This is a genomic window from Acinetobacter sp. AOR12_HL, assembly GCF_027855275.1.
Taxonomy (GTDB): domain Bacteria; phylum Pseudomonadota; class Gammaproteobacteria; order Pseudomonadales; family Moraxellaceae; genus Acinetobacter; species Acinetobacter baumannii.
In genome coordinates, this window is record NZ_JAKTIJ010000039.1 from 93,476 (window position 1) to 108,164 (window position 14,689).

Consider the following 14,689-nt stretch of genomic DNA (forward strand, 5'->3'; position numbering starts at 1 on the left):
AATTCGATTATGATTCTTACAATAGTTGTCACTCAGACTAGAGTCAATTCATGCGAGAAATCATTCTTATATCCTTTTTAGGACCGGACCAACCAAACCAGTTTACCCGATTAATGCAAGTACTATCCGTACATTCATTGCAAATACTGGATGTAGGTCAGGCTGTTATTCATAATCAACTGACATTGGGCATTGTGGTCGCCTCTGAAAATGAAACTGCGACCGCGTTGGCAATGAAAGAGATTTTGATTTTAGCACATGATATTGGCTTAACAGTGCGCTTTAAACCTATCTCGGGCGCAGAATACGATCAATGGGTCAGCGAAGGTGGACGAACTCGTTATATCGTCACGGCTTTAGCACCGGAACTCACTGCTGCACATTTACAAGCCGTTACACAAATTGTGTCTAGCCAAGGCTTTAACATCGAAACGGTAACTCGTTTATCTGGCCGTGTAGACCTTGAAAAAGATAGCACATTGCCTCGCCGTGCTTGTGTACAGTTTGGTTTAAGCAGTGGTCCGACTTTAGATGCTCAAGCTATGCGTGCAGCTTGTTTGCTTCTTTCAAGCGAATTAAATATTGATGTGGCTGTTCAGGAAGATAACGCTTATCGACGTAACCGCCGTTTAGTCTGCTTCGATATGGATTCAACTTTAATTGAACAAGAAGTGATTGATGAATTGGCGCTTGAAGCAGGGGTGGGTGAGCAAGTTGCTGAAATCACTGAAAGAGCGATGCAAGGTGAGTTGGACTTCCAGCAAAGTTTCCGTGCGCGGGTTGCTTTACTCAAAGGTCTTGATGCATCAGTTTTACCTAAAATTGCCGAACGATTGACGATCACCGAAGGCGCCGAGCGCCTCATTTCGACTTTAAAAGCCCTTGGATATAAAACGGCAATTTTATCTGGTGGCTTCCAATATTTTGCTGAATATTTACAAGCTAAATTAGGCATTGATGAAGTTCACGCTAACGTTTTAGATGTACAAGATGGCGTTGTGACTGGTGAAGTAAAAGGTGTAATTGTTGATGGTGCACGTAAAGCGGAGTTGCTGCGTGAGCTGGCGAACAAACTCGGTATTTCACTAGAGCAAGCGATGGCTGTTGGCGATGGCGCAAATGATTTACCGATGCTTGCGATTGCAGGACTTGGCGTAGCATATCGTGCTAAACCACTGGTGCGTCAAAATGCAAATCAGGCGATTTCAAGCGTTGGTTTGGATGGAGTACTGTATTTACTCGGTATGCATGACAAAGATTTAAGCCGTGCTTAAATAATAGTGAACAATCATTAAGCGCTGCTCAAGAGTAGCGCTTTTTTTATGCAGAATAGTCATAAAAACAAGCAAGTTATGACAAAATTATGCACAGAAAAAAGGCAATAAAAAAAACTGAAAAAAACTTATTTTGAGGTAAAAAAACAGCATAGTTTTTTGTAATGACACGCCAGAATTGATGCCATATAGGAAGTAGAACTTTTTTAAATTTACAAAAATGTAATGACAAAAGAATGTTGCGACAAAGTATGTCGCATCGACAAATAACAGGTCTTTTTTTCTAAAAAAAAACATCCATAATGCTTTCTAAGCTTCAACACAAATCATGAATTAAAGTTGTTTTTGGAATGAGGTCTGGTGTTCAGACCGAATGTTTTTAGACGTTTTCATTAAGACGGAGGTTTCTATGGTAACAGCGAATTTTGCCGCTATCGCCGGACTCAGCTTAATTGCTGTCGCGCTTGTTGCTGTGTTCTTTTCTCCTTACCGTCGTTGGCTTGGTTTTATGCTTGCAGGGATGTTTTTTTGGGGGCTATTGGAAGTGGTCCGTTTTGGAGTTCAAGTCACTTTTGAAATGCCAGTCACATATAGTTATTTAACTGCACTAAGTCTAGCGATGGTAATGGTTACATTTGTTTTATTACGTGAGGATAAACAGGCACAGAAGGCTTTGGCAAATCGCCAATATATAGAACACACGCCAGTATATGAAGATGATCAGCAGCAATGTTCTAGCCGATAATTCAATTGTTATCTAACGGTAAAAAGGTATGCACAGCATGCCTTTTTTATTTACGAAAACATGATTTTTATTATACAAAGCATTTATTAAAAAATAGCCAGTTATGCTACGATAGACTGGTCTGTTGACGTTTCATATATAGATTGCGTTGCCAATTAGAATATCATCAGTCGATGCACGAAACAGGCAATGGTGAGTCCTTGCTGAGTTTTGCCCCAAGGTTTTCATAAAAATACAATAGGCGTGAATGTTCATGAAACTTTCTTCTATACCTGTAGTCAAGTTACCACTTGTTGATGTCAGTACAGACCCGTTAGATTTATTGGTAGCAGGTTTGGCGCTGCGTATGAAACAATTGGCACGTACAAGTCCTAAGTTTATTGAGCTAGTGCATGACCGTGCATTCCGCATTCAAATTGGTACTGATTTAGGTGTGGCTCGCCAAATTATTATTAATCATGGTCACATCGATACAGTTGCTGGATCACCTGAAAAAGCTGACTTTATTTTGCAGTTTGCAGATAGCGAACAAGGCGTAAAAACTTTACTCAAAGGTGACCCAACAGCATTTATGACAGGTATGCAAGACGGTAGCATTAAAATGGAAGGTGATTTCAGCTTGCTCGTTTGGTTTAACCAAGCAGCTAAATTGATTCCACCAAAATTACCAAAACCAGTAAAAGATAAAGTACGTCAAGCACGTGCTTTTATTAAAGAAAAAACTGGTCGTTAAGATCTAATAAAAAACTCCCATTCGGGAGTTTTTTATATCTATGCTTCAACTTCTAAATTGAAAGTGACTGGTCCATCATTAATCAAATGAACTTTCATGTCCGCAGCAAAAATACCTGTTTGAACATTTTCAAACTGTGAACGGGTATATTCTACTAACTGTTCATATAGTGCTTTTGCGTCGCTAGGTGGCATGGCCGGACCAAAGTCTGGACGTAGTCCTTTTTGCGTTTGAGCCATTAAAGTGAACTGTGAAACAAGTAGGATTCCGCCATTCGCCTGAGATACATTCCAGCCCATTTTGCCTTGCTCATCATCAAAAATACGATATTTCAAAATCTTGTCGATGAGCTTTTGTCCGGTGGCGAGCGTGTCGTCTCGACCGATCCCTAAAAAAACCAATAAGCCATGCTGGATTTCACCGGTCGTTTCACCGTCTACTACTACTTTAGCTTCAAGAACTCGTTGTATTAAAGCGCGCATTGTTAGAGAAAGTTTCTGCAATTAATTGAATGGATGCAGTTTAGCAGAAATTAAATTAAATGATTTTTAAAAGGAAATTTCATGGAACTGCAACAATGGTATAAAAGCTCGCAATTCATCTAGAAAAATATGCTTTAATGCTAAGAAGCAAGCGAATAATCATTGACTATGTCTCCAATTATCCATTCTTTACTTGATACAGACTTGTACAAATTTACGATGCTACAAGTGGTTCTGCATAAATTCCCGCAAACGCATAGCGTCTATCACTTTCGTTGCAGAAATTTAGAAGATACGGTCTATCCATTAGTGGATATTTTGGATGACTTAAACGAGCAACTCGACCATTTATGTAATCTCAAATATAAAGAAGACGAACTACAATATTTAAGAAAATTACGATTTATTAAAAGCGACTTTGTCGATTATTTAGAATTATTTCAACTCAAACGCCGTTTTATTCATGCGAGTATAGATGAAGAAGGTCGATTAGACATCCGTATTGAAGGGCCAATGGTTCAGGCCATGATGTTTGAGATTTTTGTTTTAGCCATTGTAAATGAATTATATTTTAGCCGGATTAAAACAGATGAAGTCTGGGGTGAAGGCGAGCGTCGTTTACAGGCAAAACTTGAATTAATTCAGCAATACGAAAAAGCTCAACAACCGAATGATCCACCATTTTTAGTTTCTGATTTTGGTACCCGCCGTCGTTATAGTTTTGAATGGCAAAAACATGTAGTTGCTGCATTCCATAACACTGTGCCAAATGTGTTCCGTGGTACAAGTAACGTCTTGCTTGCCAAAGAGTTAAATATTACGCCAATTGGAACCATGGCCCACGAATTCCTACAAGCGTTTCAGGCGCTTGATGTTCGCTTACGTGACTTTCAAAAAGCTGCTTTAGAAACGTGGGTTCAAGAGTATCGTGGAGACTTAGGAATTGCTTTAACTGATGTTGTGGGTATGGACGCTTTCCTCAGAGATTTTGACTTGTATTTTGCCAAATTATTTGATGGCTTACGTCATGACAGTGGTGATCCGTACGAGTGGGGTGATAAAGCATATGCACACTATCGTAAATTAAAAATTGATACCAAAACCAAAATGTTGACCTTTAGTGATGGCCTTAATTTGCCAAAGGCTTGGGAACTACACCAATATTTCAAAGACCGTTTTCAGGTGAGTTTCGGTATTGGTACTAATTTGACCAATGACATGGGCCAAACACCGCTCAATATTGTATTGAAACTGGTTGAGTGTAATGGTCAGTCTGTTGCTAAAATTTCGGACAGCCCTGGCAAAACCATGACTGATAACGATACATTCTTGGCCTATTTGCGTCAGGTTTTCCAAATCGAAGAGCTGGATGAAGCAATTTAATTACAATAGAGCTTAAGCGCTTGGCTGCCACTTAAGACTTGAGAATTTTAATATCTGATTTTCTGCTAAACACTAGCAGAAAATCAGAGTTTGATAGATATAAGCTTATGCTAAGATGAAATTAAGCTGGTATAAAAAGTAACCATGACGATGACACTCCCTGATTTTAAACTCGATTTATTAATAGAAGCAGAAGAGTTAGTGCCTTATTTAGGCAATGAATATATCCGTATTGTTGATTTGAGCCGTGCATCAGTTTATGAGCAGCTCCATGTTCCGCATGCTATTCACTTACAGCCTAAATGGTTAGTTGCTCAACACGAAGAAGCAACAGGTGTTTTACCAGATGAAGCGGGTTTACAAGCGCTTATTGAAAAATTGAATATTTCACCAAATCACCATGTGGTGGTCTATGATGATGAAGGTGGGGCATGGGCAGGGCGTTTAATCTGGAATCTCCATTGCTTAGGTTTTACCCGTACAAGTTTAATTAATGGCGGAATTCATGCATGGCTTGGGGCAGGTTTACCCACCACAGCCGAGGTTGAAGAACTTCCTCGAGTTGATAACTTAATTCAGATCGATTTATCACATGCTGCTCAGTTCCGAGTGAACTATGAAGAACTACGCAAACAAGTTGAGCAAGAAAGTGTGCAACTCTGGGATTGCCGGACGAGTGATGAATATAGTGGCGTCCGTTTAGCAGCGCGACGCGGTGGTCACATTCCAAATGCCCTCCATTTTGAATGGAGTACTGCACTTAATCGTCAAAATCATCTAAAATTGCATCCGCTTGAACGCACGCGGCAGCGTCTTGAACAACTTGGGTTCGATTTAAAGCAACCTGTAGTCGTATACTGCCAGTCACATCACCGTTCTGGTTTGGCTTATATTCTGGCTAGACTTTTAGGTTGGGAAGTAAAAGCCTATGATGGTGCGTGGAGTGAATGGGGCAATCGCCTCGATAGTCCTATCATTACTGGAGAATCGCCGTCTTGAGTTTTACATCTCGCTTAAAAAAAGAATTATTTATTAAGGCACAAAATCTTGTTCCTCAGCATCAGTTAAGTCGTGTAGTGGGCAAAGTTGCTGCAAGTGAAAATCCAATTTTAAAAGCTGCTGTTATTCATGCATTTAAAACCAAATACGGCATTGATTTATCGATTGCTGAACAAGGCAATGCACTGAAATATAAATCTTTTAATGATTTCTTTACCCGTGCATTGAAAGACGGCGTACGTTTAGTTGATGAAAATCCGGATAGTATTGTTTCACCAGCGGATGGCGCGATTTCTCAAATTGGTAAAATCACTGCGGGCGAAGTATTTCAAGCAAAAGGCCAAAGTTTCTCTGTAGAAAAGTTAATTGGCGATCCACAACTTGCTCAGCCTTTCCAAGAAGGTGAGTTTGCAACGGTTTATCTTTCTCCACGTGATTATCACCGTGTTCATATGCCATTTTCAGGCACATTAACTGAAACGTTATATGTACCGGGTGAGTTATTTTCAGTAAATCAGGTGACTGCTGAAAATGTACCGGGATTATTTGCCCGTAATGAGCGTATGGTTTGTTTGTTTGATACTGAGCTTGGTCGTATGGCTGTTGTTTTGGTCGGCGCTATGATTGTGGCAGGTATTGAAACTGTAGCAACGGGTAAAGTAAAACCATCGGGTCGTATTGAATTACAGCATCATGAGTTGAAGTTAGAGAAAGGTGCTGAGCTTGGACGTTTTTATTTAGGTTCTACTGCAATTATTTTATTTGAAAAAGATAAAATCGAGTGGGAAAAACGTTTTAAAGCCGAGTCCGTTGTTGTCATGGGCGAACGTATGGGCCATACGCTTTAACCCATCAATAGATTTAAAAAAGAGAGCTTTTGCTCTCTTTTTTATTTTCTATGGATTGGCATTTCTAAGCTTAAAGTCTAGATTTAGTGGGAATAGTCATCTATGTTGGTATGTGAGTTCTTTCATTTGCCTCTTGTTAGGTTCTTTATATGCAATAGGGGGCATATTTTTTATAAAACTAATTTGAAATGATGATTAGAAAGTAGAGGAGTAATCCCTTGATTAGAAAAAGTAATTCTTTATTAAAAATTTTATTTAGCAGTATTTGTTTGATATCTGGTTCTGCTATGGCTGCTCCAATTACAGATTTGAGTAAGCAAATTGTGAGTGAAAAACCGGGCTCAATACTTTCTATAGCGCAACAAGATGTGACGGATTTATTTCTGCATGCAGATCAGCGCTTATTAGTAAATTATCGTAGTCGAGGTGTGAATAATGAGCCTATCGTTGGCTCAGCGTTTATTTTATTACCGAAAGGAACACCACCAAAAAATGGCTGGCCCGTACTAGCTTGGGCGCATGGTACAACAGGAGTAGCCGATACTTGTGCACCTTCGGGTGATTATGTCGGTGGACCAGTTCACTCATATCAGGAAGTTGCTTCAAAAGCGTTAGATGGTTGGCTTGCACGAGGCTATGCAGTAGTCGCACCTGATTATCAAGGTTTGGGTACTTTAGGCGCACATCCCTATATGAATGCCAAGAGCCAACTGCATACAGTAGTAGATGCAGTGCGGGCGTTACATATGCTTAAGCCAAAAGATTTTAATAAACAGTGGTTGGTAATGGGGCATAGTCAGGGCGGGGCTGCGGCAATTGCAGTGTCTGCCTATGGTCAAAAAGATGCTCCCGAACTAGATTTAAAAGGGGCAATTGCTCTTGCGCCAGGTGGCTATCAATATGAAGGCATTGCAGAATATGTGAAAACTAATCCGAGCCCAGAACCAAATGTGGCAGCATTTTTCCCAATTGTGTTATTGGGAGCACAAGCCGCAGAGCCAAGTATTATTCCTGAGAATTTAGTCAGTTCAGAAATGGGCAAGGTGCTAACTCAAGCACGTAGCCGTTGCCTATCTGAATTACAATCAGACTTAAAAAAATCTCCTTCTAGCATATTTCGACCTAATGTAGATTTAAAACCTCTTTTGTCTTATTTAAAACAGCAGTCTATTGAAAATATGGTGCCGACTGTACCGTTAATGATTGTTCAGGGTTCTAAAGATCATTTAGTTGACCCTAGAGGAACATATGCTTATTACCAACAGCTATGTAAATTAAAAAAACCAACAATTTATCAAACGATTGCTGGTGGAGATCATCGCGATGCACTACGTCAGAGTCATACTTTTGCTACTGACTTTTTAAATGTCATAGAGAAAAATCAGACAAAATCGTATTGCTCGAATTTTAAATAAATGGGTTTAAATGCTACAAGAAAGCCGACTTTTCATAAGTCGGCTTTTTATATTTGAAGAAAGATGATTTTAAGTCATGTTATAGAGTCTTTCTTTTGGAAAAACTGCGGTAAAGGTTGATCCTTCATTTTCTTTAGATTGCACGTCTAAGTAGGCGCCGTGTTGCATGAGTACGTGTTTTACAATCGCTAAGCCTAAACCTGTTCCACCGGTTTGACGACTACGGTCGCTGTCTACACGGTAGAAGCGTTCAGTCAGACGCGGCAAATGTTTAGGGTTAATGCCGATACCGGTATCTTGTACGCTAAAGTAAGCATGCTCACCGTCATCGTGCCAGCCAATGGTAATGGTTCCGCCTTTTGGTGTGTACTTAATGGCATTGGTAATTAAATTACTAAATGCGCTGGCAATTTCCATGTCTGAACCGATGAGGTCACAGTGGCTATCAATATGTAAGTTGAGTGTATGTCCATAATCGGCATTGTAGGCCTGAGCATCATCAAATAATTGATTCATTAAGCTCGGCATTTCAATAATCTGATTTTTTGCGATTTTCTTATTATTTTCTAAATTTGATAACAGTAGTAAATCATTAACCAACGCATTCATACGTTTGGTTTGAGATTGCATCTGGTCAAATGCACGTTTCCAGCGCGGGTTAATATCTTCTTGGTCGGTAAATGTTTCGATATAGCCACTGAGTACAGTTAAGGGCGTACGAAGTTCATGCGAAATATTATCGACGAAGTCTTTACGCATTTGCTCAAGGTTGTGCATACGCGTTACGTCGTAAGCTACGAGTAAGCGACTTTCTCCACCGAACCGTGTGAGTTTGACCTGCACATAACGGTCATCATCAAAATTGGAATGCAGCTTAATCCCATCAGGTGCCTGATCAATATTGTTAAAATATTCAATAAAAGTTGGCTGGCGCAAAATGGTTAATAAGTTACGACCACGGTCAAGTGGACTAATTCCTAGTAAACGCTCTGCGGCTGGGTTCCACCATTCAATTTGATGTTGATCATCAATCAAGACTACCGCTTCGGCAAGTGCAACTAATGAAGATTGAGCGCGGTCAATAAGTCCTACCATTTCCGCTTGAACAATACGTTCTTGGCGCTGGGCACGGTAAACGTTAAATAATAATGCCCCCCAAATTCCGTTGAGGTTCGGAGGGACATCGTATGGATTATTGGCAATCCAGTCATTGACCAAATATAAAGAACGCAACTGAAGTGTAAAAAACACCACAAAGGCAATAAAAATACAGCTCCAGAAATACCCAATTCCTAAACCGACTAAACCTGCAATAATCAGGAAAAATAATAAAAGTCGTAAATCTTGTTTAGCAAACGTCCATAAACTACTGTAGCGGGAAAGCTTTTGTTCACGTACCTGTTCGGGGACGGGGTAGGGTTCATACATAAATTTTGGTTAACCTGCGGCTAAATCTGCACGTGTTGAGAAACGATAACCTGTACCACGTACAGTCTGAACAAATCGGTCTACACCAAAAGGTTCTAAGACTTTACGCAAACGACGGATATGCACATCGATGGTACGATCTTCGATGTATACATTACCGCCCCACACCTGATCGAGCAACTGGGCACGTGTATAGGCACGTTCCGGATGGGTCATAAAGAATGCAAGCAGACGGTATTCTGTTGGTCCCATATCTAAAATACTGTTACCAAAGCTTACGCGTTGGCTTACGGGATCAAGAATTAAACCATTGGCATCAATTGTTTTTTCACCGCTTAATGCATTTGCACGGCGTAAAACAGCTTTAATACGAGAAACCAATTCACGGGTTGAAAATGGTTTGGTCATATAGTCATCTGCACCAGCATCCAGACCTTGTACTTTGTGGTCTTCTTCACCGCGAGCGGTCAACATAATGACTGGAATTTCTGCTAAGTTTTCATCACGTTTTAAACGGCGACATAAGTCGACCCCACTTACGCCCCCGGGTAACATCCAATCGAGCAAGATAAGCGCCGGACGTTGGTCGACGATAATTTGATGAGCCTGTTTGGCATCTTCTGCCTGTAAACATTGAAAGCCTGCCATGTCCAAAGAGGTATGGATCATTTCGCGGATAGGAAGCTCATCATCGACAATTAAAATATAGTCATCTTTCACAGCGTAATACCTTGTAGATTTTAACGGTGAACCGTTTTGTAGTTATGACAGGCTTATTACAAAGATTAATTATGACAATTTCATTGCAGAAAAGTCTATAAAATCGAATTTAGCAATAATTTGTGACAAAAATACGGCAAGCGCATGACCAAATGATGACAGGTAGGTATAAATTTTCTTAAAACCATTCAGTGTGTTATAAGCTTATCTCAAACGAGGTTTTTAAAACAAAAACAGTGTCAAAAAACTTTAATATTATTTTGAAACTTTCGCGAGCAAAGCTAAAAAAACGATACGGCAGGCCGCTAAAACTTGCTCTAGAGACTGCTTAAACCCGCCCATCACCCATCGAACGGCAATTTGTGTCACGTATCCATTTAAACCAGTAGCGATTAATGAGAGTTCATTTTCGTTATGCTGGATTTGCGGCATGGTTAGCATCACAAAAGCTTGAATCATACGATCAAACTGGGCGAGAGTTTCCTGAATGGTGGCTTGATTATGTAATTCTTGGACCAAAATTGCATCGACATACACAATACGAGCCAAACGAGGGTCGTCTTTTAAAGTACTCAGTAGAGCACGTAAACCAGCATCGACCATTTGCTCAGGGTCTGGAGCCGCTTTAATGACGGCTTGCATCAAGTTTTGCTGTAATTCTTCAATCATTTTTAAAAAGATAGTCTGGAATAAATCTTCACTCTTTTTAAATGATTCATAAAAATAACGTTCGGTGAGTTTTGCTTCTTGGCAGACATCTTTTACCGTCACGGAAAAAAAGCCAAGGGTTCCATAAGTTGCAATACCGGCTTCAATGAGTTTTTCGCGGCGTGCCTCTTTGCGCTCAGACAGAGATAACCCTTTGAACTGACGTTCTTTACTCACAGTTTTTGTTTTCTTTTTACTGGTTGAGTCGTTTGTCGCCATAAATAAATGGTTTCCTAATTTATCGGTTTTTCGGCAAATATGAGCCCTATGATAAAGCCGTCAGCAGAATTGTGCCAATCTATCTGAAATTACAGTGTACTATATTGACAATGTATATTGTCAAAATTATATTGAAAGAGTCTAAATTGCACATGCAATGAACCAGTTGTGCAAATCGAAAAACAAAGGATGGACAATGAAAAATTTTAAAAACAAAGTCGCTGCAATTACGGGTGCGGGTTCTGGCATTGGGCAACAATTAGCAATTCTTCTGGCAAAGCAGGGCTGCCATCTTTCATTAAGTGACATTAATGAAAAGGGCTTAGAGAAAACTGTTGAGCTATTAAAACCGTACAGTAATATTACTGTAACAACCAAGAAGTTAGATGTTTCTGACCGCGAGGCAGTAAAGCAGTGGGCACAGGAAACTGTTCAAGATCATGGCTGTGTTAACCTGATTTTTAACAATGCTGGTGTAGCTTTAGGCTCAACTGTAGAAGGCGCAACCTACGAAGATTTAGAGTGGATTGTGGGAATTAACTTCTGGGGCGTGGTTTACGGTACTAAAGAATTCTTACCGTTCATTAAGCAAACACAAGATGGCCATATTATTAATATTTCCAGCTTATTTGGTTTAACGGCTCAGCCAACCCAGTCTGGCTATAATGCAACTAAATTTGCGGTACGCGGTTTTACTGAGTCATTGCGTCAAGAATTAGATATTGAAAAATGCGGCGTAAGTTCGCTATGTGTACATCCGGGCGGTATTCGTACCAATATCGCTAAAGCTGCAAAAATGAGTGATAGCTTGAGTAGTTTGGGTATGGACCCAACTAAATCGATTCAAAACTTTGACAAGTTATTGCGTACCCCACCAGAGGAAGCAGCTCGTCAAATTTTAGATGCAGTTTTGAAAAATAAACGCCGTTTACTCATTGGTAGCGATGCAAAAATTCTGGATGCATTCCAGCGTTTATTCCCAACGGGATATCAACGTGCTTCAACCATTGTAACCAAATGGATGAAATAAGGTTTAAAAGAAAAAAGCCATCAATTGATGGCTTTTTTTATAAGGTTTAATGCATTTTAAATAAGAACTTTGATCTTCTTTTTCTTCCAAATAAATTGATAATACAAGCCTTGAATAATACATAAACTGACAAATGCCAAGGCATAGGCGACCCAAATGCCTTTAAGCCCCCACATCGAACTAAACCAGTAAGCGCATGGCATTTCAATAAATAAAATGGCAGAGATGTTAATCAGCATTGGTACGGTTACAGTCCCACTGGCACGCATAATTGATGCAAAAATGGCACCTGCACCAAAGAATAAAATTGCCCAAAGTACAATGAATAAAAGCTGTTGCCCTAACACCACCACAGTTGGATCTGTGATGAATAAAGCCATCAAATATTTTGAAAATAGATAGCCAAGTGCAATTAAGGCACCTGTAAATAAAAAGTTCATTCCCAAAGCGGTGCGTGTAACACGTGCGAGTAGGTCCGACTTACCAGCACCAATCGCTTGTGCTGCAAAGATTGAGGCCGCGATAGAGATCGAAATCGCTGGAAACTGAATATAGTTGAGTACCTGATTCACGGCACCATACGCAGCTGTGGCATGAGCTCCGAAACGGTTCACTAAACCCACAATGACTAAACCGGCCATTGAAGTGGTAATCATTTGAATACCGGTTGGAACACCTAGGCGTAAAATGATTTTACTCAATGCCGAATTATGACGGATATGTTGCAAAAGCTGACGGTTTGGCCGAAGTGGATGCTTTTTCTTATTTAGATAAATCGCAAGAAAAATTAAGATAGCAATATAACTAATAATTGATGCTATAGCTGGTGCAATAATACCGAGGGCAGGAAAGCCAAAATAACCTTTCAGCAGAATTGGTGTAATAATTACGCCGATCACGCTGGTTAAAGCCAGTGCAAGTAAAGGGGTAGTACTGTCTCCTACACCACGTAAAATTGAGGTATAGATAATATAAACAAAGAGAAGAGGACTACCTGCTAACATCCATTGCACATAAGGCAAAGAGAGGTGCATCACCTTCGGGTCCGTACCTAAAAGTTCTAAAATGTCGTGGGCAAAAAACACACCAATGATTGCGGTAATGATACCGCCAATGATGGTCATAAATAGGGTAGAACCCACCACACTTTGAACCTTTTCTATGTCTTGTGCGCCCCAAGCCTGGCCCACTAAAACAGTGGTACCCGTTGAAATACCGATAATAAACGCAAGCAGTAAAAACAAAATGGGGAAATATACAGAAACTGCAGCAATGGCATCGACTCCCATCATTTGTCCAACAAAGATGGTGTTAATGGTACCGGACAGGTTTTGCAAGATATTGGTTGCAATCAGGGGCAATAAGAAAACAAAAAATGTTTTCCAAAGATTTTGCTGATGAATTAAAGACTGTCTTGGTGGCATGTATTCTCCATCGCCCATCTCTTTGATGAACGGGTCGGATATTCAACTTAGCATAGTTGTGTGGAATTTCTTGTAGTATTTTTACTATGCTAAGTGACTAAATTTATTAACATTGATTCAGAATTTCTCCTGCTTTTTGCAGTGTTTCATCATTTTTTGCAAAGCAGAACCGTATTAGGCGTAAAGACTCTGGGGCTTGTTGGTAAAACACCGAAACAGGAATAGCCACAATCTTATGTTGCTCGGCAAGAAACTGGCACATTTCCACATCGTTTAAGTCAGGTCTAATCTGGCTGTAATCAAGGTTTTGGAAATAAGTTCCTTGCGATGGTTTAAGCAAAAAACGGCTATTGTGAATCGCCTGATTAAATCGGTCTCGTTTAGTCTGATAAAACTGTGAAAGTTCCTGAATATGTTCTGGGTGTTGCTGCATATATTGCGCAAGTGCAATCTGACATGGTGTTGTGCCACAGAAATTAACATATTGATAAATCTGGCGGAACAAACGCATTAAATCAGGTGAAGCAACGCAGTAACCGGTTTTCCAACCTGTGACATGGAAGGTTTTTCCAAAAGAACCAATCACAAAACTACGTTCTCTAAGCTCAGGGAAATGCAACGCGCTAAAGTGCTGTTGACCATCAAAAACTAAGTGTTCGTAGACTTCATCAGATAAAACTACAATATTTTTATCCTGAATTAGTTCAATGAGTTCTAACCAGTCTTGTTCGGACCAGATTGTACCTGTTGGATTGTGGGGGGTATTTACCACAATCATACGGGTTTTATCGTTAATTCGATCTTTAACTTGTTGCCAGTTCACCTTAAAGTCAGGTGCTTGCAAGGCAATATGTACCGCTTTACCACCTGCTAACTCGACAGAAGGTCCATAGCTGTCATAACTCGGGTCAAAAATAATGACTTCATCACCTGTGTTGATGCAGGCTTGTATGGCACAGAAAATTGCTATGGTTGCACCGGGCGTAATCGTGATTTGAGTTACAGGATCAAGTTGAAGATGATCACGTTGTTGAAATTGTAAAGCGAGCTGTTCACGCAGTGCGAGAATGCCATCACCAGGTGGGTACTGATTGTGTCCAGCCAAAGTTGCCTGAGATAGGGCTTCGAGCAAAGCAGGGGGTGCAGGAAAATCCGGGAAACCCTGTGAAAGGTTAAGTGCACCCAAGCGCTGTGCCATTGCCGTCATTGTACTAAAAATAGTCACCCCTTGTGCGGGCAATTTGGACTGAAGCTGTAGCATATTGTTCTCTTAAGGAAATT

14 protein-coding genes are annotated in these 14,689 nt (G+C 40.2%); 8 read left to right on the forward strand and 6 right to left on the reverse strand.

Annotation, left to right across the window (positions count from 1 at the left end; translation table 11 throughout):
* The first annotated feature begins 50 nt into the window (after window positions 1–50).
* From serB to MKL36_RS17315, 3 genes are all read left to right on the forward strand, one after another.
* Window positions 51–1,274, forward strand: a complete 1,224-nt coding sequence (gene serB, locus MKL36_RS17305) for a phosphoserine phosphatase SerB (protein WP_001206799.1) — start codon at window positions 51–53, stop codon at window positions 1,272–1,274.
* 409 nt (window positions 1,275–1,683) lie between these two features.
* Complete coding sequence (gene aciT, locus MKL36_RS17310) at window positions 1,684–2,019, forward strand: ciprofloxacin tolerance protein AciT (RefSeq protein WP_000255593.1); 336 nt, start codon at window positions 1,684–1,686, stop codon at window positions 2,017–2,019.
* Between the two features lie 253 nt (window positions 2,020–2,272).
* Complete coding sequence (locus tag MKL36_RS17315) at window positions 2,273–2,752, forward strand: hypothetical protein (RefSeq protein ID WP_000778126.1); 480 nt, start codon at window positions 2,273–2,275, stop codon at window positions 2,750–2,752.
* 38 nt (window positions 2,753–2,790) lie between these two features.
* Here MKL36_RS17315 and dtd read toward each other — a convergent pair whose 3' ends face one another.
* Window positions 2,791–3,234, reverse strand: a complete 444-nt coding sequence (gene dtd / locus MKL36_RS17320) for a D-aminoacyl-tRNA deacylase (RefSeq protein WP_001202025.1) — start codon at window positions 3,232–3,234, stop codon at window positions 2,791–2,793.
* A 168-nt stretch (window positions 3,235–3,402) separates the two neighbouring features.
* Here dtd and pncB point away from each other — a divergent pair, with 168 nt between their 5' ends.
* From pncB to MKL36_RS17340, 4 genes are all read left to right on the forward strand, one after another.
* Entirely contained in the window at window positions 3,403–4,617 is a 1,215-nt protein-coding gene (pncB, locus tag MKL36_RS17325) for a nicotinate phosphoribosyltransferase (protein WP_021510235.1), read from the forward strand.
* A 150-nt stretch (window positions 4,618–4,767) separates the two neighbouring features.
* Window positions 4,768–5,616, forward strand: coding sequence for a sulfurtransferase (locus MKL36_RS17330; protein WP_031222384.1), 849 nt, complete (start codon window positions 4,768–4,770; stop codon window positions 5,614–5,616).
* Entirely contained in the window at window positions 5,613–6,464 is an 852-nt protein-coding gene (gene asd / locus MKL36_RS17335; RefSeq protein WP_000011219.1) for an archaetidylserine decarboxylase, read from the forward strand. The genes MKL36_RS17330 and asd overlap by 4 nt, the downstream gene beginning before the upstream one ends.
* Window positions 6,465–6,682: 218 nt before the next feature.
* Window positions 6,683–7,879: an alpha/beta fold hydrolase gene (locus MKL36_RS17340; protein ID WP_270909009.1), complete on the forward strand. Its 1,197-nt coding sequence runs from the start codon at window positions 6,683–6,685 to the stop codon at window positions 7,877–7,879.
* 69 nt (window positions 7,880–7,948) lie between these two features.
* On the opposite strand, the gene phoR is transcribed toward MKL36_RS17340, so the two are convergent.
* From phoR to MKL36_RS17355, 3 genes are all read right to left on the reverse strand, one after another.
* Entirely contained in the window at window positions 7,949–9,307 is a 1,359-nt protein-coding gene (gene phoR, locus MKL36_RS17345; protein ID WP_000273188.1) for a phosphate regulon sensor histidine kinase PhoR, read from the reverse strand.
* Window positions 9,308–9,316: 9 nt separating this feature from the next.
* Window positions 9,317–10,027, reverse strand: a complete 711-nt coding sequence (phoB, locus tag MKL36_RS17350) for a phosphate regulon transcriptional regulator PhoB (RefSeq protein ID WP_000650776.1) — start codon at window positions 10,025–10,027, stop codon at window positions 9,317–9,319.
* A gap of 255 nt (window positions 10,028–10,282) precedes the next feature.
* Window positions 10,283–10,954, reverse strand: a complete 672-nt coding sequence (locus MKL36_RS17355) for a TetR/AcrR family transcriptional regulator (protein WP_000224581.1) — start codon at window positions 10,952–10,954, stop codon at window positions 10,283–10,285.
* 196 nt (window positions 10,955–11,150) lie between these two features.
* Here MKL36_RS17355 and MKL36_RS17360 point away from each other — a divergent pair, with 196 nt between their 5' ends.
* A complete protein-coding gene (locus MKL36_RS17360) occupies window positions 11,151–11,984 on the forward strand; it encodes an SDR family NAD(P)-dependent oxidoreductase (protein WP_000787753.1) in 834 nt (277 codons plus the stop codon).
* Window positions 11,985–12,040: 56 nt separating this feature from the next.
* On the opposite strand, the gene MKL36_RS17365 is transcribed toward MKL36_RS17360, so the two are convergent.
* Both MKL36_RS17365 and MKL36_RS17370 read right to left on the reverse strand, forming a co-directional pair.
* On the reverse strand, window positions 12,041–13,408 hold the full coding sequence (locus MKL36_RS17365) for an MATE family efflux transporter (RefSeq protein WP_001135124.1): 1,368 nt from the start codon (window positions 13,406–13,408) through the stop codon (window positions 12,041–12,043).
* A 106-nt stretch (window positions 13,409–13,514) separates the two neighbouring features.
* Complete coding sequence (locus MKL36_RS17370) at window positions 13,515–14,669, reverse strand: pyridoxal phosphate-dependent aminotransferase (protein WP_021510232.1); 1,155 nt, start codon at window positions 14,667–14,669, stop codon at window positions 13,515–13,517.
* Window positions 14,670–14,689: the final 20 nt, after the last annotated feature.